A 20,324-nucleotide genomic window follows, 5' to 3' on the forward strand; every position below is an offset into this window, starting at 1 on the left:
CCATGATCCTGATTTTTTTATTCTATCGGAAAGTTCTACGAACCCTCTTTATTTTATTCATTGTTTTCTGTTATTTCTTCCGGTTCTTTTTTTGACTCTTTCAGCTCCATGACATTGACATCCAGCTTATTGTATGGAATCTCAACACCTTCTTTTTCAAAGGCATCTTTGATGTGCTCCAGCAAGGACCACCGGGTGGAAACATACACCTCAGTGGATACCCAGGCCCTCAGTCCCATAATAACGGAGCTGTCTGCCAGGTCGCTGACAAACACCTGGATATTGTCATCCTTTGTCATATGTTCCTTCTTTGCAACATCCATCATGATCTGTTTGACCTTCTGGATATCACTGTCGTAAGCAATCCCGATCTTTAGGTCAATCAGGCGGCTGTCCTGTTTTGTGTTATTGATCAAGTTGCTGTTACTCAGCGTCCCGTTTGGAATGACAATGACCCTGTTGTCCACGGTCTTAAGCTTTGTATAGAAAATATCCATGGCTGCCACTTCGCCCTCGCAGCTGGTCCCGTCTACAACGATATAGTCTCCCACCTGAAACGGCTTTAAGATCAACAGAAGGACTCCCCCTGCAATGTTGGAGAGGCTTCCCTGCAGCGCCAGACCTACTGCAACACCGGCAGACCCGAACAGCGCCACAATGGATGTCCCTTTGACTCCCAGACGCTCCACGGCCATAAAGATCACGATGCAGCGCAATGCGATCTTAAGAAAGGAGCAGCTGAATGTAATAACGCCAAAGTCAACTTCCCTTTTCTCCATTCCTTTCCGAAACAGCGATACCAGCCATTTGCTCAGTTTAAAACCGACGCCGATAATGATCAGGGCGACTAATATATTTAAGGCAAAATCTAAAATCTGATCTGTATAATGATTCAATACAACATTCCAATTCACGTTTGATGCTATCATCTTATGTTCTTCTCCTGTTTTTTATAAGTACTTTTTGTGCATAATGCCCGCAGGGCTTTTTTATTCCATAGGGAGGTTCGCAGAACATTCCTATGGAATAAAATACAAGAAACACGCAGAGCGTGTTTCTCTATGTACACTATTTTACGGTAACTCTGCATGTTTTCTTAGTGGATGTGCCTGGAATCCATGCTGTGATCGTTGCTGTACCCTTTTTCTTCTTTTTCTTCACAACGCCTTTGGAAGAAACGGTTGCAATCTTTTTATTGCTTGTTTTGTACTTCAGCTTGTCGTTGGATCTCTTATTATAAATAACACCCTTTAGAGGGTAACTCTTTACCTTGATCAACGTCAGTCTGCTGGCATTCAGCTTGATGCTTCTGGAACCCAATGACACTGATACTTTGCACTTTTTAGAAAGGTTTGTTCCCTTGACCGTAGCTGTCACATAACAGGTTCCCGTTTTAACTCCGGTGATCACCCCTCTGGATGAAACCGTGGCAATCTTTTTATTTGATGATGAGAATGTGACGGTATCACCACTTCTCTTATTACCGATTGTAGCTGTGAGCGTTGCAGTTGCTCTGGTTTTGACATTAAGGCTTGTCCTATTGATGGACAAAGTTCTTGGTTTTGAAACAGAGGAGGACGAGCTGCTGCTGCCGTTTAACACTTCTTTTCCGTTTTTGTCATAATAGCGGAAATACTTCATCTCACTCTTTGAAACAACCCTGTCTGATTTGGCATAAGTTTTCTTCCCAACCACTCTTTTCCAATTTTGTTCCAATAAGGTGACATTGTTCCCTGAAACATTCTGTACTATGGCCCAGTGTGTACTTTTGGATGCGATATCTCCCACCTTCGGTGAGGTCACCTTTTTAAATTTACCACCCTTGTCGTATTCTAACGGTGTTGCACCGGCAAAAAGATTGTACGGTGTAAATCCATATCTGGCCTGATAATATTTCTTTACCAGTGCCGCGCATGAGTAGATCTTGTCATCACCGTCCCATTTGCCTGGGCGGTACACAGCATTTACGCCCTGAAAACTGTCCACTACCTGTCCTGCTTTTTTTACCTCCACGACTGTCATAGCCGCTTTTATTCTTCCCCCCACAGGAAAAATAACTGCCAGGCCAAGTGCCAGGCCAAGAATTCCTAATCTGATCCTTTTTTTATTCATCCGTCTCTCCCTTTGTCCCCGTAAAATGTTTTTACACTGAAACAATCTCATTATAATATAAATTATGAACAAATACAATTGTTTTTGTAACATTTGTAACATCTTCATATGTGTAAATTCTGGAAGGAACAAAGAAGACCAGCCATTTTAAAGAATAATGGCTGGTCCTGGTAATAACTTCATTTTATTTTTTCGTAATAAATCCCTGCGCCTTTAAGGTCTCTGCACAGAGCACGGCTCCGCCGGCTGCTCCGCGGACTGTATTGTGGGACAAACCTACAAACTTGTAGTCATATACGGTGTCTTCTCTGAGACGTCCGATGGACACTCCCATGCCGTTCTCATAGTCCACATCCATGCTCACCTGCGGACGATTGTCGTCCTCCAGATACTGGATCATCTGTTTCGGTGCACTTGGAAGTTCAAGTTCCTGAGGAAGCCCGCTGAAATTCACAAGCTTTTCGATAAGCTGTTCCTTTGTCGGTTTCTTTTTAAACTTCACAAACACAGCTGCTGTATGGCCGTTTAAAACCGGCACACGGATACACTGAGTTGTAATGACTGGAGATTCTGCCTTAACAATCTCCCCGTTTTCAATGTGTCCCCAGAGACGGAGCGGCTCCTGCTCACTCTTCTCTTCTTCTCCGCCGATGAACGGAATAATATTTCCCACCATCTCCGGCCAGTCTTTAAATGTCTTTCCTGCCCCGGAGATCGCCTGATAGGTTGTTGCCACAACTTCGTAAGGCTCAAACTCTTTCCATGCCGTTAAAACTGGTGCGTAGCTCTGAATGGAACAATTCGGTTTTACAGCCACGAACCCTCTTGTAGTTCCAAGACGCTTTTTCTGGCTTTTGATCACATCAAAATGTTCCGGGTTGATTTCCGGCACGACCATCGGTACATCCGGTGTCCAGCGATGAGCGCTGTTATTGGATACTACCGGTGTCTCTGTTTTGGCATAGTCTTCTTCGATCTTTTTGATCTCATCTTTTGACATATCCACGGCGCTGAAAACAAAATCTACTTCCTTTGCCACTTCTTCCACTTCATTCACATTTTTAACGACCATGGACTTTACTGCTTCCGGCATCGGAGTATCCATTTTCCAGCGTCCGCCCACTGCCTCTTCATAGGTCTTACCTGCGGATCTTGGACTTGCCGCCAGCGTGACAACCTCAAACCAAGGATGGTTCTCTAACAGGGAGATAAATCTCTGCCCCACCATTCCGGTAGCACCGAGAATTCCGACTCTTAATTTTTCACTCATATCAATCACCTCTATAATACTCTCAAACGGATCACTCCGTCGATCTGTTTCATTTTTGAAAGAACTGCTTCAGAAGGACGTTTTGCTACATCGAAAATGGAGTAAGCATAATCCCCTTTTGATTTGTTCAGCATATTTTCAATATTGTATCCCTCTTCTGCCAAAGCTGAAGTCAGCTGTCCGATCATGTTCGGAAGATTCTTGTGATGTACTGTGATCCTGCACTCAGCCTCAATATCTCCCAAGTCACAGTTCGGATAATTTACAGAGTTGACAATGTTACCATTTTCCAGATAGTTCATCAGCTGATCTACTGCCATCTCTGCACAGTTTTCCTCTGATTCCTCTGTGGACGCGCCAAGATGAGGAATTGTGATCACTCCGTCTGCTGCTGCAATAGCAGGATTCGGGAAATCTGTCACATAGTGCTTAATCTTCTTTGCTGCAAGTCCGTCCAGCACTGCCTGGTCGTCTACCAACTCACCTCTCGCAAAGTTTAAGATCGTTGCCCCGTCTTTCATTTTCTGGACCGCTTCCTGTCCGATCATTCCCTTTGTGCTCTCCATATACGGAACATGGATGGTCAGAAAATCACATTTCTCGTAGATTTCATCCAAGGAGCTGCTGTGATTTACCATTCTGGACAAACTCCATGCGGAACGTACAGATACATATGGATCATATCCATAGACATTCATTCCAAGACGGTTGCAGATGTTTGCCACAAGGACACCGATAGCTCCCAGTCCGATCACACCGATACTTTTCCCTTTTAATTCGTTTCCAGCGAATTCTTTTTTCTTCTTTTCGATCAATTTCGTAAGATCGGCTTCCTTGGCATTGTCTTTGACCCAGTTTACACCGCCGATGATATCCCTGGATGCTAAGAGGAGTCCTGCTACGACCAGTTCTTTTACACCGTTGGCGTTGGCACCCGGTGTGTTAAATACGGTAATTCCTTTTTCTGCATACTGTTCCAGAGGGATATTGTTGACTCCGGCACCGGCACGCGCAACTGCGATCATAGAATCCGGCACCTCAAGATCATGCATGGATGCACTGCGGACTAAGACTGCATCTGCAGCATTTAAATCATCGATCACTTCAAATTCACTTGTAAATAAATCCAAACCACGGTTTGAAATAGGGTTTAAGCATTTAACTGTATACATTCTCAACACTCCTTATTTGTTTTCTTCTTCAAATTTTTTCATGAACTCTACTAATTTTTCTACGCCCTCTGTCGGCATTGCATTGTAGATGCTCGCTCTCATTCCGCCGACGGTACGATGTCCCTTTAAATTCTCAAATCCGGCTTCCTTTGCCTCCTTGACAAACTTGGCATCCATGTCATCATCTCCTGTGACAAACGGCACGTTCATAAGAGACCGATCCTCTTTTACTACAGTTCCCTTAAACATTTCGCTCTGGTCTAAGAAATCGTAGAGAATCTTGGCTTTTGCTTCATTATGCTTTTTCATTGCCTCAAGTCCACCCTGTTTTTTCAGCCACTGGAATACCTTTCCGCAGATATAAATTCCATAGCAAGGAGGTGTGTTGTATAAAGATTTTGCGTCTGCCTGAGTCTTCCATTTCAACATGGTCGGTGTTTCCGGCATGACATCATCTGTGATCAGATCTTCACGAATCACTGCAACTACCACTCCTGCAGGTCCTACGTTCTTCTGGACACCAAAGTAGATTACTCCGAAATCTTCTACATTGACTGGTTCAGACAGAATACAGGAAGACATATCAGCCACCAGGATCTTTCCTTTTGTGTCCGGCACCTGCTGGTACTTGGTTCCGTAAATGGTGTTATTATAACAGATATATACATAGTCTGCATTTTCTGAAATATTCAGGTCAGAACAGTCTGGAATATATGTATAAGTCTTATCCTCAGAGGAAGCGATGATATTGGCTTTCCCGTAACGGCTGGCTTCCTGATATGCTTTCTTTGCCCATTGTCCGGTGATGATAAAGTCTGCTTCTTTGTTTTTCATCAGGTTCATCGGGATCGCGGAAAACTGTGAAGATGCTCCTCCCTGCAGAAATAACACTTTGTAGTTGTCCGGGATGTTCATCAGTTCCCTTAAATCCGCCTCAGCAGTCTCAATAATGTCAGAAAACATCTTTGACCTGTGGCTCATCTCCATAACAGACATGCCGCAGCCTTTATAGTCCAGCATCTCCTCCGCTGCTTCCTTTAACACCTCTTCCGGCAGCACTGCCGGACCTGCTGAAAAGTTATAAACTCTTGCCATTTTCATAATCCTCCAAAATTTACTTTATAGTTTTTTCCAAGTCTTCTTTTGTGTATGCCTCCTGAATCGCGGCTCCAGGATTCACCATCGGCCAGACCTTATCATCCAGGTCCACATGGCAGTCTAAAACTACCGGCCTTCCGGCTTCAAGTGCTTCCTCAAACGCAAATTCAAACTCCTCCAGGGTTGTCACTTTTTTAGCCAGAGCACCCATTCCCTCAGCTACCTTCACGAAATCCACTGGATCCTCGAAGGTCGTATAGGAATAATGCTCAGAGTAAAACAGATTCTGCCACTGGCGCACCATTCCGAGCACACTGTTGTTGATGATGACTTCAATGATCGGAATATTATATCTGGTTGCCGTTGCAAGTTCGTTTAAGTTCATCCGAAAACATCCGTCTCCTGCAATATTAATGACAGTCTTGTCAGGATTGCCCACCTTGGCTCCGATGCTGGCTCCAAGACCATACCCCATGGTCCCCAGGCCTCCCGAAGTCAGGAAAGTCCTTGGTTTTTTATATTTATAGAACTGAGCTGCCCACATCTGATGCTGTCCAACCTCGGTCACGATGATGGCATCCCCCTTTGTTCTCTCATAGATGGCTTCCACGATCTGCGGACCGGAAAGCTTTGATTTGTCATAGGTGAGAGGATAATTGACTTTATCCACCATGACATTTTTAACCCATGTATTATGATTCTGCTGGCCCAGTCTCCGGTTGACCATGGTAAGCACCGCTTTGATGTCACCGATGATGTGGGTGTGTGCCATGATATTTTTGTTGATCTCCGCAGGGTCAATGTCAATCTGCAGGATCTTTGCATGCTTTGCAAAAGCGTCCGCATTGCCCAGCACCCTATCACTGAATCTGGTTCCGATGGCGATCAGCAGATCACATGCTGAGACACCCAGATTGGATGTTTTCGTGCCGTGCATGCCGAGCATTCCTGTATACAAAGCATCTGTTCCATCAAAAGCGCCTTTTCCCATCAAAGTGTCCGCAACCGGAGCATGAACCTTCTCCACAAACTCCCTGAGTTCTTCCGATGCGTCCGACAGTACGGCCCCGCCGCCTACAAGGATAAACGGCTTGGTGGACGATTCAATCAATTCAACCGCCCTTCTAATGTCCATTTCACGGATATTGTCAATCTTTCTCTTGATCTCTTTCGGTTCTTGCTCCTTATAGTTGGCCACAGCGGCTGTGACATCCTTCGGGATGTCGATTAGGACAGGCCCTTTCCGTCCGCTCTGGGCAATACGGAATGCTCGCCGGATCGTGTCCGCAAGATCCTCCACATTTTTGACAATAAAATTATGCTTTGTGATCGGGAGGGTGATACCTGTGATATCTACCTCCTGAAAACTGTCCTTTCCAAGAAGCCCCACTCCTACATTACAGGTGATGGCAACCATTGGGATAGAATCCATATAGGCGGTTGCGATCCCAGTGACAATGTTGGTTGCCCCTGGACCCGATGTGGCAAAACAAACGCCGACTTTTCCTGTGGACCTGGCATATCCGTCTGCGGCGTGGGAAGCGCCCTGCTCATGCCCGGTCAATATATGGGTAAAACAGTCCTGCTGCTTATATAATTCGTCATAGATGTTTAAGATGGCACCGCCCGGATAACCGAAAACAGTGTCTACCCCCTGTTCTTTCAAACACTCTAAAACAATCTGTGATCCCGTCAATTGTTTCATAAGAATACCTCTCTATTTATCCTGGTTGATTTCTAAGATGGCGCCGCGGTTTCCTGAAGTGACCAAGGAAGCATATCTGGCAAGATAGCCTGTTGTGATCTTCGGTTTTCTTGGCTCCCAGTTCTCTTTGCGTTTCTGCATCTCTTCCTCAGACACTTTTACATTCAAGGTATTGGCATTAATATCGATGGAAATGATATCTCCTTCTTCCACCAGGGCAATCGGTCCACCCACTGCTGCCTCCGGAGAAACGTGTCCGATGCAGGCTCCCCTGGAAGCACCGGAAAAACGGCCGTCTGTGATCAGTGCCACACTAGAGCCAAGCCCCATGCCCATGATCGCAGAAGTCGGATTCAGCATCTCTCTCATTCCCGGTCCGCCCTTTGGTCCCTCATATCGGATGACAACCACATCTCCGGCTTTGATCGCTCCGCCTTTGATGGCATCAATGGCGTCTTCCTCACAGTCAAAGACTCTTGCAGGCCCTTCCATCTTGAGCATCTCAGGAGCAACTGCGGAACGTTTTACCACACCGGAATCCGGTGCCAGATTTCCTTTCAGCACAGCGATTCCTCCGGTCTCACTGTATGGATTCTCAACCGGGCGGATAACCTCCGGATCCCTGTTGACACATCCTTCAATATTTTCTGCCACTGTTTTTCCAGTTGCAGTGATCAGGTCCGTATATAGCAGTTCTTTCTTATTTAATTCGTTCATAACTGCGTACACACCGCCGGCCTCATTCAGATCCTCAATATAAGTGTGACCTGCCGGAGCCAGATGACAGAGATTCGGAGTCTTTGCACTGATCTCATTTGCCAGTTCCAGATTCAGTTCCACTCCAGCCTCATGTGCGATGGCCGGCAGATGAAGCATACTGTTGGTACTGCATCCCAGTGCCATATCCACTGTCAGGGCATTCAAAAACGCTTTTTCCGTCATAATGTCTCTCGGACGGATATTTTTTTCATAAAGTTCCATGACTTTCATTCCCGCGTGTTTGGCAAGCTTAATTCTTTCAGAATACACCGCAGGAATCGTTCCGTTTCCTTTCAGACCCATACCGAGCACTTCTGTCAGACAGTTCATAGAATTGGCTGTGTACATTCCAGAGCAGGAACCGCAAGTCGGACATGCCTTATTTTCAAATTCATCCAGGTCATCCTTTGTGATCGTACCTGCTGCGTAAGAGCCCACTGCCTCAAACATGCTGGACAAGCTGGTCTTCTGTCCTTTTACACGTCCTGCGAGCATTGGTCCGCCACTGACGAACACTGTGGGTACATTAACGCGCGCTGCTGCCATCAAAAGTCCAGGGACATTTTTGTCACAGTTCGGCACCATAACCAAAGCGTCAAACTGATGTGCCAATGCCATTGCCTCTGTTGAATCAGCGATGAGATCACGGGTAACCAGAGAATATTTCATTCCGATATGCCCCATGGCAATTCCATCACATACAGCGATGGCCGGGAAGACTACCGGAGTTCCGCCTGCCATGGCAACTCCCATCTTGACTGCTTCTACGATCTTATCCAGGTTCATGTGTCCCGGTACGATCTCATTGTAGGAGCTGACGATCCCGACTAACGGTTTCTCCATCTCTTCTTTCGTATAGCCCAATGCATTAAATAACGATCTCTGCGGAGCAAAATTCTCTCCATTGGTATAAGTATTGCTCATATCACTCTACCTCCTAAATTCATCTATGCCTCCGGTATCCCGGAGGCGGTCATGTGCCGAAGGCACTTTATGTCAAATTGTCTTATATTCTCTCGATAATCAAATCACCCATAGCCTTGGTTCCCACCTGAACCATGCCGTCAGACATGATGTCTACGGTGCGGTATCCGTCTTCCAGCACTTTCTTTACGGCTTTTTCAATAAGATCAGCTTCCTCATCCAGATCAAAGGAGTACCGGAGCATCATTGCCGCCGAAAGAACTGTGGCGATCGGATTAGCAATATCCTTGCCCGCAATGTCAGGCGCTGATCCGTGACTCGGCTCATACAGTCCGAATTTGCCTTCAGCCAGGCTTGCGGATGAAAGCATTCCGATGGAACCTGTGATCATGCTGGCCTCATCTGATAAAATGTCTCCAAACATATTTTCAGTTAAAATCACATCAAACTGTTTTGGATTGTTCACCAGCTGCATGGCACAGTTGTCAACCAGCATATGTTCATATGTCACATCTTCATAATCCTTTGCCACTTCTTCCACAACCTGTCTCCAGAGTCTGGAGGAATCCAGTACATTGGCCTTGTCAACACTGATCACATGCTTTTTTCGCTTTCTGGCAATATCAAATGCCTTGACAGCGATTCTTCTGATCTCATTTTCATTGTACGTCAGGGAATCCTTTGCCACACGGATGCCGTCTACCACCTCTGTGCTTCTCTCTCCAAAATACAGGCCTCCTGTCAGCTCTCTCATGATGACCATGTCAAAGCCGTCTCCGATGATCTCATCCCTTAATGGGCAAGCCTTCTTTAACTCTTCATATAAATAAGCAGGCCGGATATTGGCGAATAACCCCAATCCCTTTCTCAGAGCAAGAAGTCCTGCTTCCGGTCTGAGCTTGGCAGGCAGCTGATACCATGGGGATGTGGAAGTATCTCCCCCGATGGATCCCATCAAAACCGCGTCGCTTTTTCCGGCAATCTCCAGAGTCTCATCTGTGAGAGGTTTTCCATAAGCGTCAATGGATGCCCCTCCCATTAAAATCTGTTCATATGTAAACTGATGTCCCGACTTTTCTGCCACCGCATCCAGTACCCTCACCGCCTGGTCTACGATCTCAGGACCTATTCCGTCACCTTTGATAACTGCTACATTAAAATTCATAGAATTCTCCTCTTCCCTATAATATCACCGATATCATCTCCACGCCCAAAGCTGCCCCGCAGCTTAAACAGGCCACAGTGACAATGTTCATCTCCCTGTATGCCAAGATCACAGCAACAATAAACCCTATAACGGATGACCCTAAGCTTTTTGTAGCTGAAAACACCGCCGGTATGACCATTGCTGCCAATACAGCATATGGTACATAGAAAAGAAACGATCGGAAAAACTGATTTGTTATCTTTTTTTGTATGGCAGCCAGAGGGATCATTCTTACAAGATATGTAGTCAACGCCATGGCAATGATATACAAAAGCAATCTCTCAAGACTCATTCTTCTTCCTCCTTGACAGGAAACATCACAGCCCCTGCTCCTGCAGCGATCAGCGTACACAGGATAATGGAAAAACCGCTGGAGATGAAAGAAAATAATTTTACAAAGCTAAATATTAGGCTGAAACATACTGAAATCAATATGACTGCCACGATTTTCGGGTTGTGCTTCGCAGGCGGAATAACGATGGCGATCAGCATTCCGTAAATGGCAATGCCAAGTGCATTCATGACCATCTGCGGCAGAAGGCCGCTTGCCGTGGCTCCCAGAAAGGTGCCTAAGGTCCATGCACACCACGAAATACTCATGAGTCCATAGAAATATTTGGGTCCGATCTCCCCTTTTCTTCCGCAGGCCATGGCGAAAATCTCGTCTGTCACACCAAATGCCATCAGAAACCGATTCCAAAGCTTTGTTTTTGATATCAGTTTTTGTCCTATGGCAATGGACATGATAGAATATCTTAGATTAATAATGACCTGGGACAGGATCAGCTCGATCAAGGATCCCCCCGCAGTGATAGAAATCAGCCCTGCGAACTGCCCTGCTGATGTAAGGCATGTGGCAGATATCAGGGTTACCGCCCAGACAGGAACCCCTTTTGCACTTCCTGCGATCCCAAAAGCAAAAGAAACCGCCAGATAGGCCAGCGCAATCGGAATCGAATCCAGAACCCCGCGCCGAAAGCTGTTCTCTACTTTCATTTTCTTCTCCTGTTACTATTTCATTGATTGTTCTGCTTCTATAATATGGAGGAAGAAAAATCCCCCTGAAGCGAACTTATATAATAGGATACCATATTTCATTAGAGATTGAAAATAGTTTTTTCATTGAATATGCGATTCCCTGGCCCTTTTTGCTGTTTTGGAAGGAATTATGGATGAACAGGCCGGATTTTGGCTTTTGAAACAATAAGAATGAAAAAAGAGGAGATCCATAATCTTCCATCAAGCATATCACTGTTGTTTCAGCCAGAAAAATATATTATAATGGCAATAACAGAATAAAAAAGGGAAAAGGGGAATACATATGAATCGTAAATCACTTCTTTGCTTTGGTCTTGCAGCCATGATGCTCGTCTCAAACATCCATCCTGCATCCGCTATCAGTGCTGGGACCAAGTTTAAGGTACAATACACCCATAACAAAAAGACTTATACAAAAAAAGCACTAAACGCCAGATACAACAATACTATCATCAAGACAAACATGCCTGGCTTTCTGGACGGGTCTACCTCTATGTACTCTGCCTACTGGATCTTTGGCAGATGCAAATCATTGGGTACTTCTTATAAGTATACAAGTAAAACAAAAAAAATTACTATTAAAAAAGGCAGCAAGACCGTTGTCATGACTTTGGACAGTAAAAAAGCCACCTTAAACGGCAAATCCTTTACTCTTCCGGCTGCCCCCAGAAAAGTCCGTTATGTGGCGAAAAAGAAAAATTATATCATGGTGCCAGGGCAGACCGTTGCCGGAAAACTGGGCATCTCATACACATGGAATAACCGGCTGTTATCTGGCGTGATGAAAGTTTCATCTTCTTCATCCTCTTCGTCCAACTCTTCGTCTCCTTCAACTCCGACTACGGGACAAGTAGTTGCACCTAAGACTAAGATCACGGCAGGCAGCAGTAATTACTCCGTGCGGATAAAAAAGCCGTCAGGATTATCTTCCGCTGCCGTTACTTCAGAGGATGATTATTGGAATAAACGGCTAATATTAAATATCAATGGAAATTATAAAACTCATTTTTCTTCTTCATCCAACCGGAATATTAAGGACAGCCTGTCCTATTCTGTATCCTATACCGGAGGAAAGACAAAAATCTATCTGACTACGAGTTCGATCAAAGGTTTCAGTATCACACAGGATTCCAGTTATATCTATGTGAAGTACGCAGCGCCAAAAACCATGTTCTCGAGAGTGATCGTCGTGGATGCCGGGCACGGCGGTAGCGACAGTGGAGCCGTAGGAAATGGACTTTATGAAAAGAATATGACTCTGTCTATTGTCCTGAAAATGAAATATTACTTTGATCGAAACTCTAATTACAAAGTTTATTATACAAGACTTTCTGACTGGTATCCCGGAATTAAAGAAAGATATACGTTTTCTAATAACATTCATCCAGATAGGTTTGTTAGTGTTCATATTAATTCTTTTAAAAAGAAAAGCGCTAATGGAACGGAGACATTATATAATCCTAAGGGGAAAAACTCCTCCTCTCCTTATAGTATAAGTTGTAAAAATTTTGCATCTAGTGTTCACAAAAAAGTTTTAGCTGCAACTAAATTTACTGACCGCAAACTTACGCAACGTATTCCTGGCAGTGGAGCAGGAGTAGGAGTTTTATCTTATTCAAATACCGCTGCTACATTGGGAGAAGTCGGTTTTATAACAAATTCTTCTGATGCTGCTTTTATGAAAAACAATTACACTAAGATTGGTAAAGCATTTTATGATGGAATCTTAGCTTCCTTTTAACAGAACAGTATTCTCATAATTAATATAGAAGTAATAGAAAATCCCAGATTGTTTTATTTGGCAGACGCCTCAGAATTTAAAACAATTATGGGATTTTTTATATGATTATTGCGTTTTTATTACGAATATGTTACAATCTACCCGAAAGGACGGGAAAGTATGCATAAATTAAAAAAATCTATCGCTTATTTATCACTTGTGATGTTAACAGTCACTACGATTCCTGCATCCAGTGTTAAAGCTGCTTCTGTTCCAAAAGCAGGCAGTTATTATACATTAAAAATTGCGGGTAAAAAACAAAAAAAGAAATGCCGGAATGTCAAAGTCAATGGCAAGACTGTAAAGACATATGCTCCGGGATTTGAAAGAGCTAACACTTCCATGTATTCAGCCTACTGGCTGTTTAAGAAGCAAAAAAGTCTTGGAGTGTCCTACAGTTATTCATCTAAAACAAGAAAAGTTACTTTGAAGCGTGGTAGTACATCTGTTGTCATGACTCTGGACAGCATGTATGCATATGTAAATGGCAAGAAAACAAAGATGCCCACACCAGCAAGAAAAGTATATTCTTATGCCAAAAAGAAGAATTATATCTATGTCCCGGGAGCTTTCTGTGCCACAAAACTTGGACACAGTTATAAATGGAGTTCCTCCCAGAAGAGCGGCCTGATAACAACCAAAAGCCAGGCTTCCTCTAATTCAGGGAGCAGCTCTTCATCAGGCACCTCAACCGTGACTCCCAGTACAAGGATCACAGCATCTGCTTCCAACTACAGCGTGAGGATAAAGAAACCCAGCGGACTTTCATCTTCCGCCATCACTACATCGGATGATTACGGAAACCGAAGACTGATCATAAAGGTAAAAGGTAATTACAAAACCCACTTCAGTTCCAGCTCTAACCGATACATAAAACCGGACAAGTACTTCCGCTCCTATACAGTCACCTACAGCGGAGGCTACACAAATATCTATATCCGGCCGAGAAAAGATGTCATCAAAGCCTATGCGGTTTCACAGACATCCAGCTATATCTATATAAAATATGATTCGCCGAAGAAAATATATAATCGTATCGTAGTATTGGATGCGGGACACGGTGGATCAGATTCAGGTGCTACTGGAAATGGACTTAGAGAAAAAGATATGACCCTAAATATTGTAAAGTCAGCAAAATCATATTTTGACAAAACTGGTTCTTACAAAGTGTATTACACGAGGCTATCTGACCGGAGCCTCATTTTGAGTGAACGTTCAGACCTTGCTAATAATGTGGGTGCCGACCGCTTCATCAGTGTACATATCAACTCTGCTTCTGCATCCGCTCATGGAACAGAGACCTTATACAACTCAAAAGGTTATAAGTCCTCCTCAGGGCTTACCAGCTATAACTGGTCCAATAAGATTCACGGTTATGTGAGACCCGCCACAGGCTTTACGAACAGGGGACTTAAAAACCGGACCGGCCTGGCTGTATTAAGGAATACGAAAACAGCTTCCAGTCTGACAGAGATCGGATTCATCTCCAATAAGAAAGAAGCTAAGAAAATGAAAAGCAATACGGGCACTTATGGAAAAGCTGTCTACAACGCCATTGTAAATTCATTTTCCACCTACCCAAGCAAACGATAACATCATGTGATAATGGAAAGACCGGAACAATAGTACCGAAATTGTTCCGGTCTTTTCTTTATGTCAGCTAGTGTCTAGTCTCAACAGGACAAGAAGATGGTCACTTATAGTATGGAATCACAAGATACATCCCCTCTTTGATCTCACCATCATAAATATGGTTTGCCTCACAGACTTCCTCTACATACTCATGAACTGAGCTGTATTCTTCCGATATATTTTTCTTGGCGATAGACCACAGGCTGTCACCTCTCTTAATCTGAATGCTGGTAAAGTACTTCTCCCTGCCGTCGGCGGCACCGGCCACCTGCCGGCTCTCTGATATAACGGCTGCAGCGATGCCCAGTACCGTAACGATAAATAGAACAGTAATCAAAACTCTTATCTTCAGTGTTTTCATAACGCTTCCTCCTATCGAACATTTGTTTATATTACTATTATATAGAACGCACGTTTGTTTGTCAACTGTTTTGTCGAAAATCTGTTCGGGAACACTTGTTTCAATCTGCAATATATGGTAAGATAATACCAAGAAAATAAAGGAGGCACATTATGAGCAAACAAAAGCTGAGCCCAAAACAAGAACAAATCTTAGAATATATAAAATCTCAGATACTGGAGAAGGGTTATCCGCCCGCAGTCCGTGAGATCTGTGCCGCTGTCAGCCTGAAGTCCACCTCTTCCGTTCATTCTCATTTGGAGTCCTTAGAACGCAAGGGCTATATCCGCAGAGACCCTACAAAACCGCGCGCCATCGAGATCATTGATGATGACTTTCAGCTCACACGCCGTGAGGTTGTCAACATCCCTATCGTTGGAACCGTCACCGCCGGAGAACCGATCATTGCCACGGAGAATATCGAGGACTATTTCCCGATGCTGCCTGAGTTCATCGGTTCTAAGAATACCTTTATGCTCCATGTCAAAGGAGACAGCATGATCAATATCGGAATCTATGACGGAGATATGGTGATTGTGGAAGAGACCCCATCGGCCGAGAATAATGATATTGTAGTTGCCCTTATAGAGGACTCGGCTACCGTAAAACGTTTCTTTAAAGAAGACGGACATTACCGGTTACAGCCGGAAAATGACTTTATGGATCCAATCATTGTAGACGAAGTTTCCATTCTCGGCAAAGTCATCGGCCTGTACCGCAGCATGTCATAATCATACATATCTATGGAATAGAAAAAGCTGATTTGGAGTAAGTTCCAAATCAGCTTTTTCTATTCTGTACATATTAATTTATCCTTCTGCTTCCATGGGCACTTCCACCCCATCCTTCCAGATCCTTTCCAGATCATAAAACAGACGGTTTTCCTGGTCAAAGACATGGATGACAATATCGCCAAAGTCGATCAGCACCCAGGTACCGTTCTGATACCCTTCCATCTGTTTCATCTCATATCCCGCCTTAAACAGGGCGTCCTGTACATTATCTACGATCGCCTGCACCTGGTTTTTATTCTTACCGTTTGCAATGATAAAATAATCGGCCACCACAGAAATCTTCTGGATATCAATCACTTTGATCTCCTCTGCCAATTTTTCTTCCAACGCATGATAAGCGATGTTTGCCATCTCTAAAGACTGGTTCATGTGCGGTCTTCCTCCTTATAATATTGATAGGTTTCCTTTGTTTTAGGATCAATGGTCTGGTTCCTGCTCTCAAGATACTGCATCGTGCTTTCCAGTATCCCCAAAAGACATTGGTCCATATCTGAAAAAGCCAGCTGTCTCACACTGGAAAGACCCGGTATCTCTTTTCTTCCCGGCTCAATATAATCTGCGATAAATACGATCTTCTCCAGGAGCGTCATTCCTGGTTTTCCGGTGGTATGGCACTCGATTGCAGATGCGATTTCCTCATCCTCATTTCCGTAGCAATCTCTGGCGATATACGGTGCCAGGGCTGAATGGAGCAGCTGCGGGCTTTCCCTGCGCTCTTTTGTCAGTGGAATGCCATATCTTTGGCAGAGCTCTTTCTGCCGCTCCAACGGATATCCTTTGGCACAATCGTGAAGCATGCCTGCCATAAACGCTTTCTGGATATCTGCGCCAAATGCCATCGCCATTGCGGCAGCTGTATAGGCCACCCCGACAGTATGGTTATAACGGCTTTCCTTCAAGTTTTCTGAAAGCTTTTTTTTGATCTCATTCAGTTCCATACAAATCATTTCTTTCTATATAAAGTCTGACTTCCTCCGGCACGAAATAACGGATGCTCTGTCCCCTAGCCGCTCTTTTCCTGATCTCGTTGGAGGAGATCTCTAAGTCCGGGCTGTCCAGATGGCATATACTGCACTGATACTTATCTTGAATATACTCAATCTGTGCGTCCAGGGCGCTCCTAGAGTCATTTCTGGATGCCACCAGAATGGTTGCCATGGATAAAATCTGTTCTGTATCCTTCCAGGACTCAATCTGATACAAGGAGTCTGCACCCATAATAAAATAGTATTCTGCATCCGGATGCATCTGAGTGAGCTTTCTTAGAGTGTCCACTGTATAAGTATATCCCTCCCTGTAGAGTTCAATGTCCGAAAACTCAAAGCCAGGATGGCTTGCGATCGCCAGCTTGACCATGTTCACACGGTCCTCAATCTCCACATTCCTAGATATTTTTTTGTATGCCGGATTTTTGGTAGGGATAATCAATACCTTGTCCAAGCCAAAATCCTCCAGGGCAGTCTGACCAAGGATCAGATGTCCGTGGTGGATCGGGTTAAACGTCCCTCCCAGAATTCCAATCTTCTTCATAATCCCTCCGAATCTAGTAAATCATCTGCGATAGTTTTTCTCCATTATCTCCAGTCGGCTCTGGAAAGGCCTCCTTCCGACAATGAAGAAAAACTATCGTAGGATGGCACCTTCTGTTTAACTGTCATCCTTATCCAGTAGACACTACGTCCATGTTCTACATGATTGGAGTGAGGCATTCTAAGAGCTGAACGGAAATCATGTGGAACATGTCATGCTTTCGGCAGCTGTATCTTCTTATGGTCCTTAGACTCTTTATATAACACAATCTTCTTTCCAATCACCTGTACGACTTCAGATCTGGTCCTCTCAGCAAGGATCTGCGCAAGTTCCTTCGGATCATCCATACAATTCTGAAGTACAGCGATCTTGATCAGCTCCCTGGCGTCAACCGCCTCTCTGATCCCCTCAATCAATTCCGGGGAAATGCTGTCTTTCCCGACCCGGAATACCGGATCGATTTTCATTGCCAGGCTCTTTAAATAGGCTCTCTGTTTACTTGTCATTGTTTCTCCTTATTTGTAATAATCAAACTCTAAATCATATAACTTCACGGTATCCCCTTCTTCTATCCCAAGGGCTTCCAACTCTTTTACGACACCATTCTGCTTCAGGAATTTCTGAAAGAAATCGAATCCACGCTCAGATTCCAGATTCGTATAACCGAGCATTCGCTCCACCTTGGGGCCTTCTACGGTGAACAGGCCTTCCTCTGGATTCGCTACAATAATACTGCCCTCTTCTTCCTCAAATGTAAGGTCATATTCCTGCTCAAACTCAGTCGCTCCCTCCGGCAGCTCGTCCAGAAGTCTGCTTACGTGCCACAAAAGCTCTTTGACACCTTCTCCGGTAACTGCGGAGATCGGGAACACCTCAATGCCGTCTTTTCCGAATTCTTCTGACAGCAAGTCCATCACGGTCTCTCTGTCTTCCAGAGTCATGGCATCAATCTTGTTTGCCGCGATCACCTGGGGACGTTTTAGGATCTCCGGATTGTATTTCTCCAGCTCTTGGTTGATGGCATGGATATCCGCAATGGGATCTCTGCCCTCCACGGAAGCCGCATCCACCAGATGGATCATCACCTTTGTCCTCTCAATGTGGCGCAGGAACTCAAATCCAAGGCCTACGCCTTCGGATGCCCCTTCAATAATACCCGGGATATCGGCGATGACAAATCCCTTTCCGCCTGCCAGGTCCACAACACCCAGATTGGGATTTAAGGTTGTAAAATGATAGTTGGCGATCTTCGGCCTTGCGTTTGTCACCCTGGATAAGAACGTAGATTTGCCCACATTCGGGAATCCTACCAGTCCCACGTCAGCGATGACCTTCAACTCCAAAGTCACTTCAAGTTCCTGGCATTTGCCGCCCGGCTGGGCATATTTCGGTGCCTGCATCACCGCTGTGGCATAATGCTGGTTTCCTTTTCCTCCCCGGCCGCCCTTTAAGAGCGCCACCGGCTCTGTTTTATTTGACATATCAAGGATTACTTTCCCTGTTTCTTTCTCTTTAATGATCGTGCCCGGCGGGACTTTCAACACGATATCCTGTCCGTCAGCACCATGGCAGCGCCTTTTTCCGCCCTCTTCACCGTCTCCGGCTTTATATTTCCTTTTATGGCGGTAATCTGCCAGAGTGTTCATTCCCTCATCCACAGCGAAAATTACATCGCCTCCGCGGCCGCCGTCACCGCCGTCCGGACCGCCGTTGGGCACATAGAGCTCTCTTCTGAAGCTCACATGTCCGTTGCCGCCTTTTCCTGATCTGATATATATATTTGCTCTATCTGCAAACATCGGCTTTTCCTTTCTTATTTTCAAAAAAACGGCTCCAAATTGTGAAATTTGAAGCCGTTAAACATTCAACTGTCTGCCTGTACAAACGATGTTAACAATTTATGCAACTGGGTGTACAGAACACTGTTTCTTATCTCTGCCTTTTCTCTCGAAACGAACGATACCATCTACTAATGCAAATAATGTATCATCACCACCGCGTCCTACATTGACACCCGGATGGATCTTTGTTCCTCTCTGGCGGTAAAGAATATTTCCAGCTTTTACAAATTGTCCGTCAGCTCTCTTCGCACCTAATCTCTTAGATTCGGAATCTCTTCCGTTCTTTGTGGAACCCATTCCCTTTTTATGAGCGAAAAATTGAAGGTTCATTTTCATCATTGTCTTACACCTCCTCAAATACTACGTGAATATATCGATGATACTCTGATTCAATGTTGGTTATCCCAAGAACCAGAGAATCCAATAATATCTGTCCCTTTTCAGAACATATCCCTGAGACTTCAAAACTGATCACTGCATCTTCTTCAGATACATGATGTGTGCCAACATCGTCTGTCAGCTGTTCAAAAGAATTCAGGAAATTTATGACCAGTGCAGAAACTGCGGCGCAGACAATATCTTGTCCTTCCTCCGCATATCCGGTATGGTCTTTTGCAGAAAACCCTCTGGGTTTTCCTTCATGGTCCCGGTAGAATGTGATCTCTGTCATTCTCTCGGCCCTTGATTATCCAACAATATTGTCGATCTTGACTTGTGTGAATAACTGTCTGTGACCATTTTTCTTATGGTATCCGGTTTTTCTCTTATACTTGTAAACAACGACTTTTTTGTCTTTGCCTTCGCTTACAACGCTCGCTTCAACCTTCGCACCGTCTACGTTCGGTGTTCCTACCTTAACAGTATCTCCACCAACTAATAAAACATGATCAAAAGTAATCTTTGCTCCGACTTCTGCGTCAAGTTTTTCAACTTTGATCACATCACCTTCGCTTACTTTGTACTGTTTTCCTCCTGTTGCAATAATGGCGTACATCTATGGCACCTCCTATAATCAAACTCGCCAGCTTTGGTGATCTCTGAGGATTCTTATACCTCGCTGTG

Annotated in this window: 22 protein-coding genes; 3 read left to right on the forward strand and 19 right to left on the reverse strand. The window is 44.6% G+C overall.

The window, feature by feature from the left end:
* Window positions 1-53: 53 nt before the first annotated feature.
* From AR1Y2_RS10495 to AR1Y2_RS10540, 10 genes are all read right to left on the reverse strand, one after another.
* The gene (locus tag AR1Y2_RS10495) at window positions 54-929 is read right to left on the reverse strand and encodes a mechanosensitive ion channel family protein (protein WP_137328902.1); all 876 of its coding nucleotides are present in this window, start codon (window positions 927-929) and stop codon (window positions 54-56) included.
* A gap of 139 nt (window positions 930-1,068) precedes the next feature.
* Window positions 1,069-2,112: an Ig-like domain-containing protein gene (locus AR1Y2_RS10500; RefSeq protein ID WP_243118725.1), complete on the reverse strand. Its 1,044-nt coding sequence runs from the start codon at window positions 2,110-2,112 to the stop codon at window positions 1,069-1,071.
* A 184-nt stretch (window positions 2,113-2,296) separates the two neighbouring features.
* Entirely contained in the window at window positions 2,297-3,382 is a 1,086-nt protein-coding gene (gene asd, locus AR1Y2_RS10505) for an aspartate-semialdehyde dehydrogenase (protein WP_137328903.1), read from the reverse strand.
* Window positions 3,383-3,393: 11 nt separating this feature from the next.
* Window positions 3,394-4,554 carry a phosphoglycerate dehydrogenase gene (locus AR1Y2_RS10510; protein ID WP_137328904.1) on the reverse strand — a complete coding sequence of 387 codons (1,161 nt, stop codon included), beginning with the start codon at window positions 4,552-4,554 and terminating at the stop codon, window positions 3,394-3,396.
* Window positions 4,555-4,566: 12 nt separating this feature from the next.
* Complete coding sequence (gene serC / locus AR1Y2_RS10515; RefSeq protein WP_137328905.1) at window positions 4,567-5,649, reverse strand: 3-phosphoserine/phosphohydroxythreonine transaminase; 1,083 nt, start codon at window positions 5,647-5,649, stop codon at window positions 4,567-4,569.
* Window positions 5,650-5,668: 19 nt separating this feature from the next.
* Window positions 5,669-7,357: a biosynthetic-type acetolactate synthase large subunit gene (gene ilvB, locus AR1Y2_RS10520; RefSeq protein ID WP_137328906.1), complete on the reverse strand. Its 1,689-nt coding sequence runs from the start codon at window positions 7,355-7,357 to the stop codon at window positions 5,669-5,671.
* Between the two features lie 12 nt (window positions 7,358-7,369).
* Window positions 7,370-9,040 (reverse strand): dihydroxy-acid dehydratase, encoded by a 1,671-nt coding sequence (ilvD, locus tag AR1Y2_RS10525; protein ID WP_137328907.1) that lies wholly within the window; start codon window positions 9,038-9,040, stop codon window positions 7,370-7,372.
* 82 nt (window positions 9,041-9,122) lie between these two features.
* Entirely contained in the window at window positions 9,123-10,205 is a 1,083-nt protein-coding gene (gene leuB, locus AR1Y2_RS10530) for a 3-isopropylmalate dehydrogenase (protein WP_137328908.1), read from the reverse strand.
* 16 nt (window positions 10,206-10,221) lie between these two features.
* A complete protein-coding gene (locus tag AR1Y2_RS10535; protein ID WP_137328909.1) occupies window positions 10,222-10,539 on the reverse strand; it encodes an AzlD domain-containing protein in 318 nt (105 codons plus the stop codon).
* Window positions 10,536-11,243 carry an AzlC family ABC transporter permease gene (locus tag AR1Y2_RS10540; RefSeq protein ID WP_137328910.1) on the reverse strand — a complete coding sequence of 236 codons (708 nt, stop codon included), beginning with the start codon at window positions 11,241-11,243 and terminating at the stop codon, window positions 10,536-10,538. The genes AR1Y2_RS10535 and AR1Y2_RS10540 overlap by 4 nt, the downstream gene beginning before the upstream one ends.
* A 325-nt stretch (window positions 11,244-11,568) precedes the next feature.
* Between AR1Y2_RS10540 and AR1Y2_RS10545 the strand changes: the two genes are divergently transcribed.
* Together AR1Y2_RS10545 and AR1Y2_RS10550 are read left to right on the forward strand one after the other, a co-directional pair.
* The gene (locus AR1Y2_RS10545) at window positions 11,569-13,026 is read left to right on the forward strand and encodes an N-acetylmuramoyl-L-alanine amidase (RefSeq protein ID WP_243118726.1); all 1,458 of its coding nucleotides are present in this window, start codon (window positions 11,569-11,571) and stop codon (window positions 13,024-13,026) included.
* Between the two features lie 159 nt (window positions 13,027-13,185).
* Window positions 13,186-14,658: an N-acetylmuramoyl-L-alanine amidase gene (locus AR1Y2_RS10550; RefSeq protein ID WP_137328911.1), complete on the forward strand. Its 1,473-nt coding sequence runs from the start codon at window positions 13,186-13,188 to the stop codon at window positions 14,656-14,658.
* A 100-nt stretch (window positions 14,659-14,758) separates the two neighbouring features.
* Here AR1Y2_RS10550 and AR1Y2_RS10555 read toward each other — a convergent pair whose 3' ends face one another.
* The gene (locus AR1Y2_RS10555; protein WP_137328912.1) at window positions 14,759-15,058 is read right to left on the reverse strand and encodes a LysM peptidoglycan-binding domain-containing protein; all 300 of its coding nucleotides are present in this window, start codon (window positions 15,056-15,058) and stop codon (window positions 14,759-14,761) included.
* Between the two features lie 152 nt (window positions 15,059-15,210).
* Between AR1Y2_RS10555 and lexA the strand changes: the two genes are divergently transcribed.
* A complete protein-coding gene (lexA, locus tag AR1Y2_RS10560; RefSeq protein ID WP_137328913.1) occupies window positions 15,211-15,828 on the forward strand; it encodes a transcriptional repressor LexA in 618 nt (205 codons plus the stop codon).
* 78 nt (window positions 15,829-15,906) lie between these two features.
* Here the strand turns inward: lexA and rsfS are convergent, their stop codons facing one another.
* From rsfS to rplU, 8 genes are all read right to left on the reverse strand, one after another.
* Window positions 15,907-16,260, reverse strand: coding sequence for a ribosome silencing factor (gene rsfS / locus AR1Y2_RS10565; RefSeq protein WP_137328914.1), 354 nt, complete (start codon window positions 16,258-16,260; stop codon window positions 15,907-15,909).
* A complete protein-coding gene (gene yqeK / locus AR1Y2_RS10570; RefSeq protein WP_137328915.1) occupies window positions 16,257-16,829 on the reverse strand; it encodes a bis(5'-nucleosyl)-tetraphosphatase (symmetrical) YqeK in 573 nt (190 codons plus the stop codon). The genes rsfS and yqeK overlap by 4 nt, the downstream gene beginning before the upstream one ends.
* Window positions 16,816-17,421 carry a nicotinate-nucleotide adenylyltransferase gene (gene nadD, locus AR1Y2_RS10575; protein WP_137328916.1) on the reverse strand — a complete coding sequence of 202 codons (606 nt, stop codon included), beginning with the start codon at window positions 17,419-17,421 and terminating at the stop codon, window positions 16,816-16,818. The genes yqeK and nadD overlap by 14 nt, the downstream gene beginning before the upstream one ends.
* Window positions 17,422-17,633: 212 nt before the next feature.
* Window positions 17,634-17,927, reverse strand: coding sequence for a ribosome assembly RNA-binding protein YhbY (gene yhbY / locus AR1Y2_RS10580; protein WP_137328917.1), 294 nt, complete (start codon window positions 17,925-17,927; stop codon window positions 17,634-17,636).
* A gap of 9 nt (window positions 17,928-17,936) precedes the next feature.
* The gene (gene obgE, locus AR1Y2_RS10585) at window positions 17,937-19,220 is read right to left on the reverse strand and encodes a GTPase ObgE (protein ID WP_137330250.1); all 1,284 of its coding nucleotides are present in this window, start codon (window positions 19,218-19,220) and stop codon (window positions 17,937-17,939) included.
* A gap of 99 nt (window positions 19,221-19,319) precedes the next feature.
* Entirely contained in the window at window positions 19,320-19,601 is a 282-nt protein-coding gene (gene rpmA, locus AR1Y2_RS10590; RefSeq protein ID WP_137328918.1) for a 50S ribosomal protein L27, read from the reverse strand.
* Window positions 19,602-19,605: 4 nt separating this feature from the next.
* A complete protein-coding gene (locus AR1Y2_RS10595; RefSeq protein ID WP_137328919.1) occupies window positions 19,606-19,932 on the reverse strand; it encodes a ribosomal-processing cysteine protease Prp in 327 nt (108 codons plus the stop codon).
* Between the two features lie 15 nt (window positions 19,933-19,947).
* Entirely contained in the window at window positions 19,948-20,256 is a 309-nt protein-coding gene (gene rplU / locus AR1Y2_RS10600) for a 50S ribosomal protein L21 (RefSeq protein ID WP_137328920.1), read from the reverse strand.
* Between the last annotated feature and the right edge of the window lie 68 nt (window positions 20,257-20,324).

Origin of the sequence: Anaerostipes rhamnosivorans, from assembly GCF_005280655.1 — a bacterium.
Classification (GTDB): domain Bacteria; phylum Bacillota; class Clostridia; order Lachnospirales; family Lachnospiraceae; genus Anaerostipes; species Anaerostipes rhamnosivorans.

Excerpts from the sequence above, each read along its gene's own strand:
- ilvD (WP_137328907.1), bottom strand. The coding sequence starts at position 9,040 with ATGAGCAATACTTATACCAATGGAGAGAATTTTGCTCCGCAGAGATCG.
- rpmA (WP_137328918.1), bottom strand. The coding sequence starts at position 19,601 with ATGATGAAAATGAACCTTCAATTTTTCGCTCATAAAAAGGGAATGGGT.
- AR1Y2_RS10500 (WP_243118725.1), bottom strand. The coding sequence starts at position 2,112 with ATGAATAAAAAAAGGATCAGATTAGGAATTCTTGGCCTGGCACTTGGC.
- AR1Y2_RS10540 (WP_137328910.1), bottom strand. The coding sequence starts at position 11,243 with ATGAAAGTAGAGAACAGCTTTCGGCGCGGGGTTCTGGATTCGATTCCG.
- obgE (WP_137330250.1), bottom strand. The coding sequence starts at position 19,220 with ATGTTTGCAGATAGAGCAAATATATATATCAGATCAGGAAAAGGCGGC.
- nadD (WP_137328916.1), bottom strand. The coding sequence starts at position 17,421 with ATGAAGAAGATTGGAATTCTGGGAGGGACGTTTAACCCGATCCACCAC.
- leuB (WP_137328908.1), bottom strand. The coding sequence starts at position 10,205 with ATGAATTTTAATGTAGCAGTTATCAAAGGTGACGGAATAGGTCCTGAG.
- asd (WP_137328903.1), bottom strand. The coding sequence starts at position 3,382 with ATGAGTGAAAAATTAAGAGTCGGAATTCTCGGTGCTACCGGAATGGTG.
- AR1Y2_RS10555 (WP_137328912.1), bottom strand. The coding sequence starts at position 15,058 with ATGAAAACACTGAAGATAAGAGTTTTGATTACTGTTCTATTTATCGTT.
- rplU (WP_137328920.1), bottom strand. The coding sequence starts at position 20,256 with ATGTACGCCATTATTGCAACAGGAGGAAAACAGTACAAAGTAAGCGAA.
- AR1Y2_RS10545 (WP_243118726.1), top strand. The coding sequence starts at position 11,569 with ATGAATCGTAAATCACTTCTTTGCTTTGGTCTTGCAGCCATGATGCTC.
- rsfS (WP_137328914.1), bottom strand. The coding sequence starts at position 16,260 with ATGAACCAGTCTTTAGAGATGGCAAACATCGCTTATCATGCGTTGGAA.
- lexA (WP_137328913.1), top strand. The coding sequence starts at position 15,211 with ATGAGCAAACAAAAGCTGAGCCCAAAACAAGAACAAATCTTAGAATAT.
- AR1Y2_RS10550 (WP_137328911.1), top strand. The coding sequence starts at position 13,186 with ATGCATAAATTAAAAAAATCTATCGCTTATTTATCACTTGTGATGTTA.
- AR1Y2_RS10595 (WP_137328919.1), bottom strand. The coding sequence starts at position 19,932 with ATGACAGAGATCACATTCTACCGGGACCATGAAGGAAAACCCAGAGGG.
- ilvB (WP_137328906.1), bottom strand. The coding sequence starts at position 7,357 with ATGAAACAATTGACGGGATCACAGATTGTTTTAGAGTGTTTGAAAGAA.
- yhbY (WP_137328917.1), bottom strand. The coding sequence starts at position 17,927 with ATGACAAGTAAACAGAGAGCCTATTTAAAGAGCCTGGCAATGAAAATC.
- AR1Y2_RS10510 (WP_137328904.1), bottom strand. The coding sequence starts at position 4,554 with ATGTATACAGTTAAATGCTTAAACCCTATTTCAAACCGTGGTTTGGAT.
- serC (WP_137328905.1), bottom strand. The coding sequence starts at position 5,649 with ATGGCAAGAGTTTATAACTTTTCAGCAGGTCCGGCAGTGCTGCCGGAA.
- AR1Y2_RS10495 (WP_137328902.1), bottom strand. The coding sequence starts at position 929 with ATGATAGCATCAAACGTGAATTGGAATGTTGTATTGAATCATTATACA.
- AR1Y2_RS10535 (WP_137328909.1), bottom strand. The coding sequence starts at position 10,539 with ATGAGTCTTGAGAGATTGCTTTTGTATATCATTGCCATGGCGTTGACT.
- yqeK (WP_137328915.1), bottom strand. The coding sequence starts at position 16,829 with ATGGAACTGAATGAGATCAAAAAAAAGCTTTCAGAAAACTTGAAGGAA.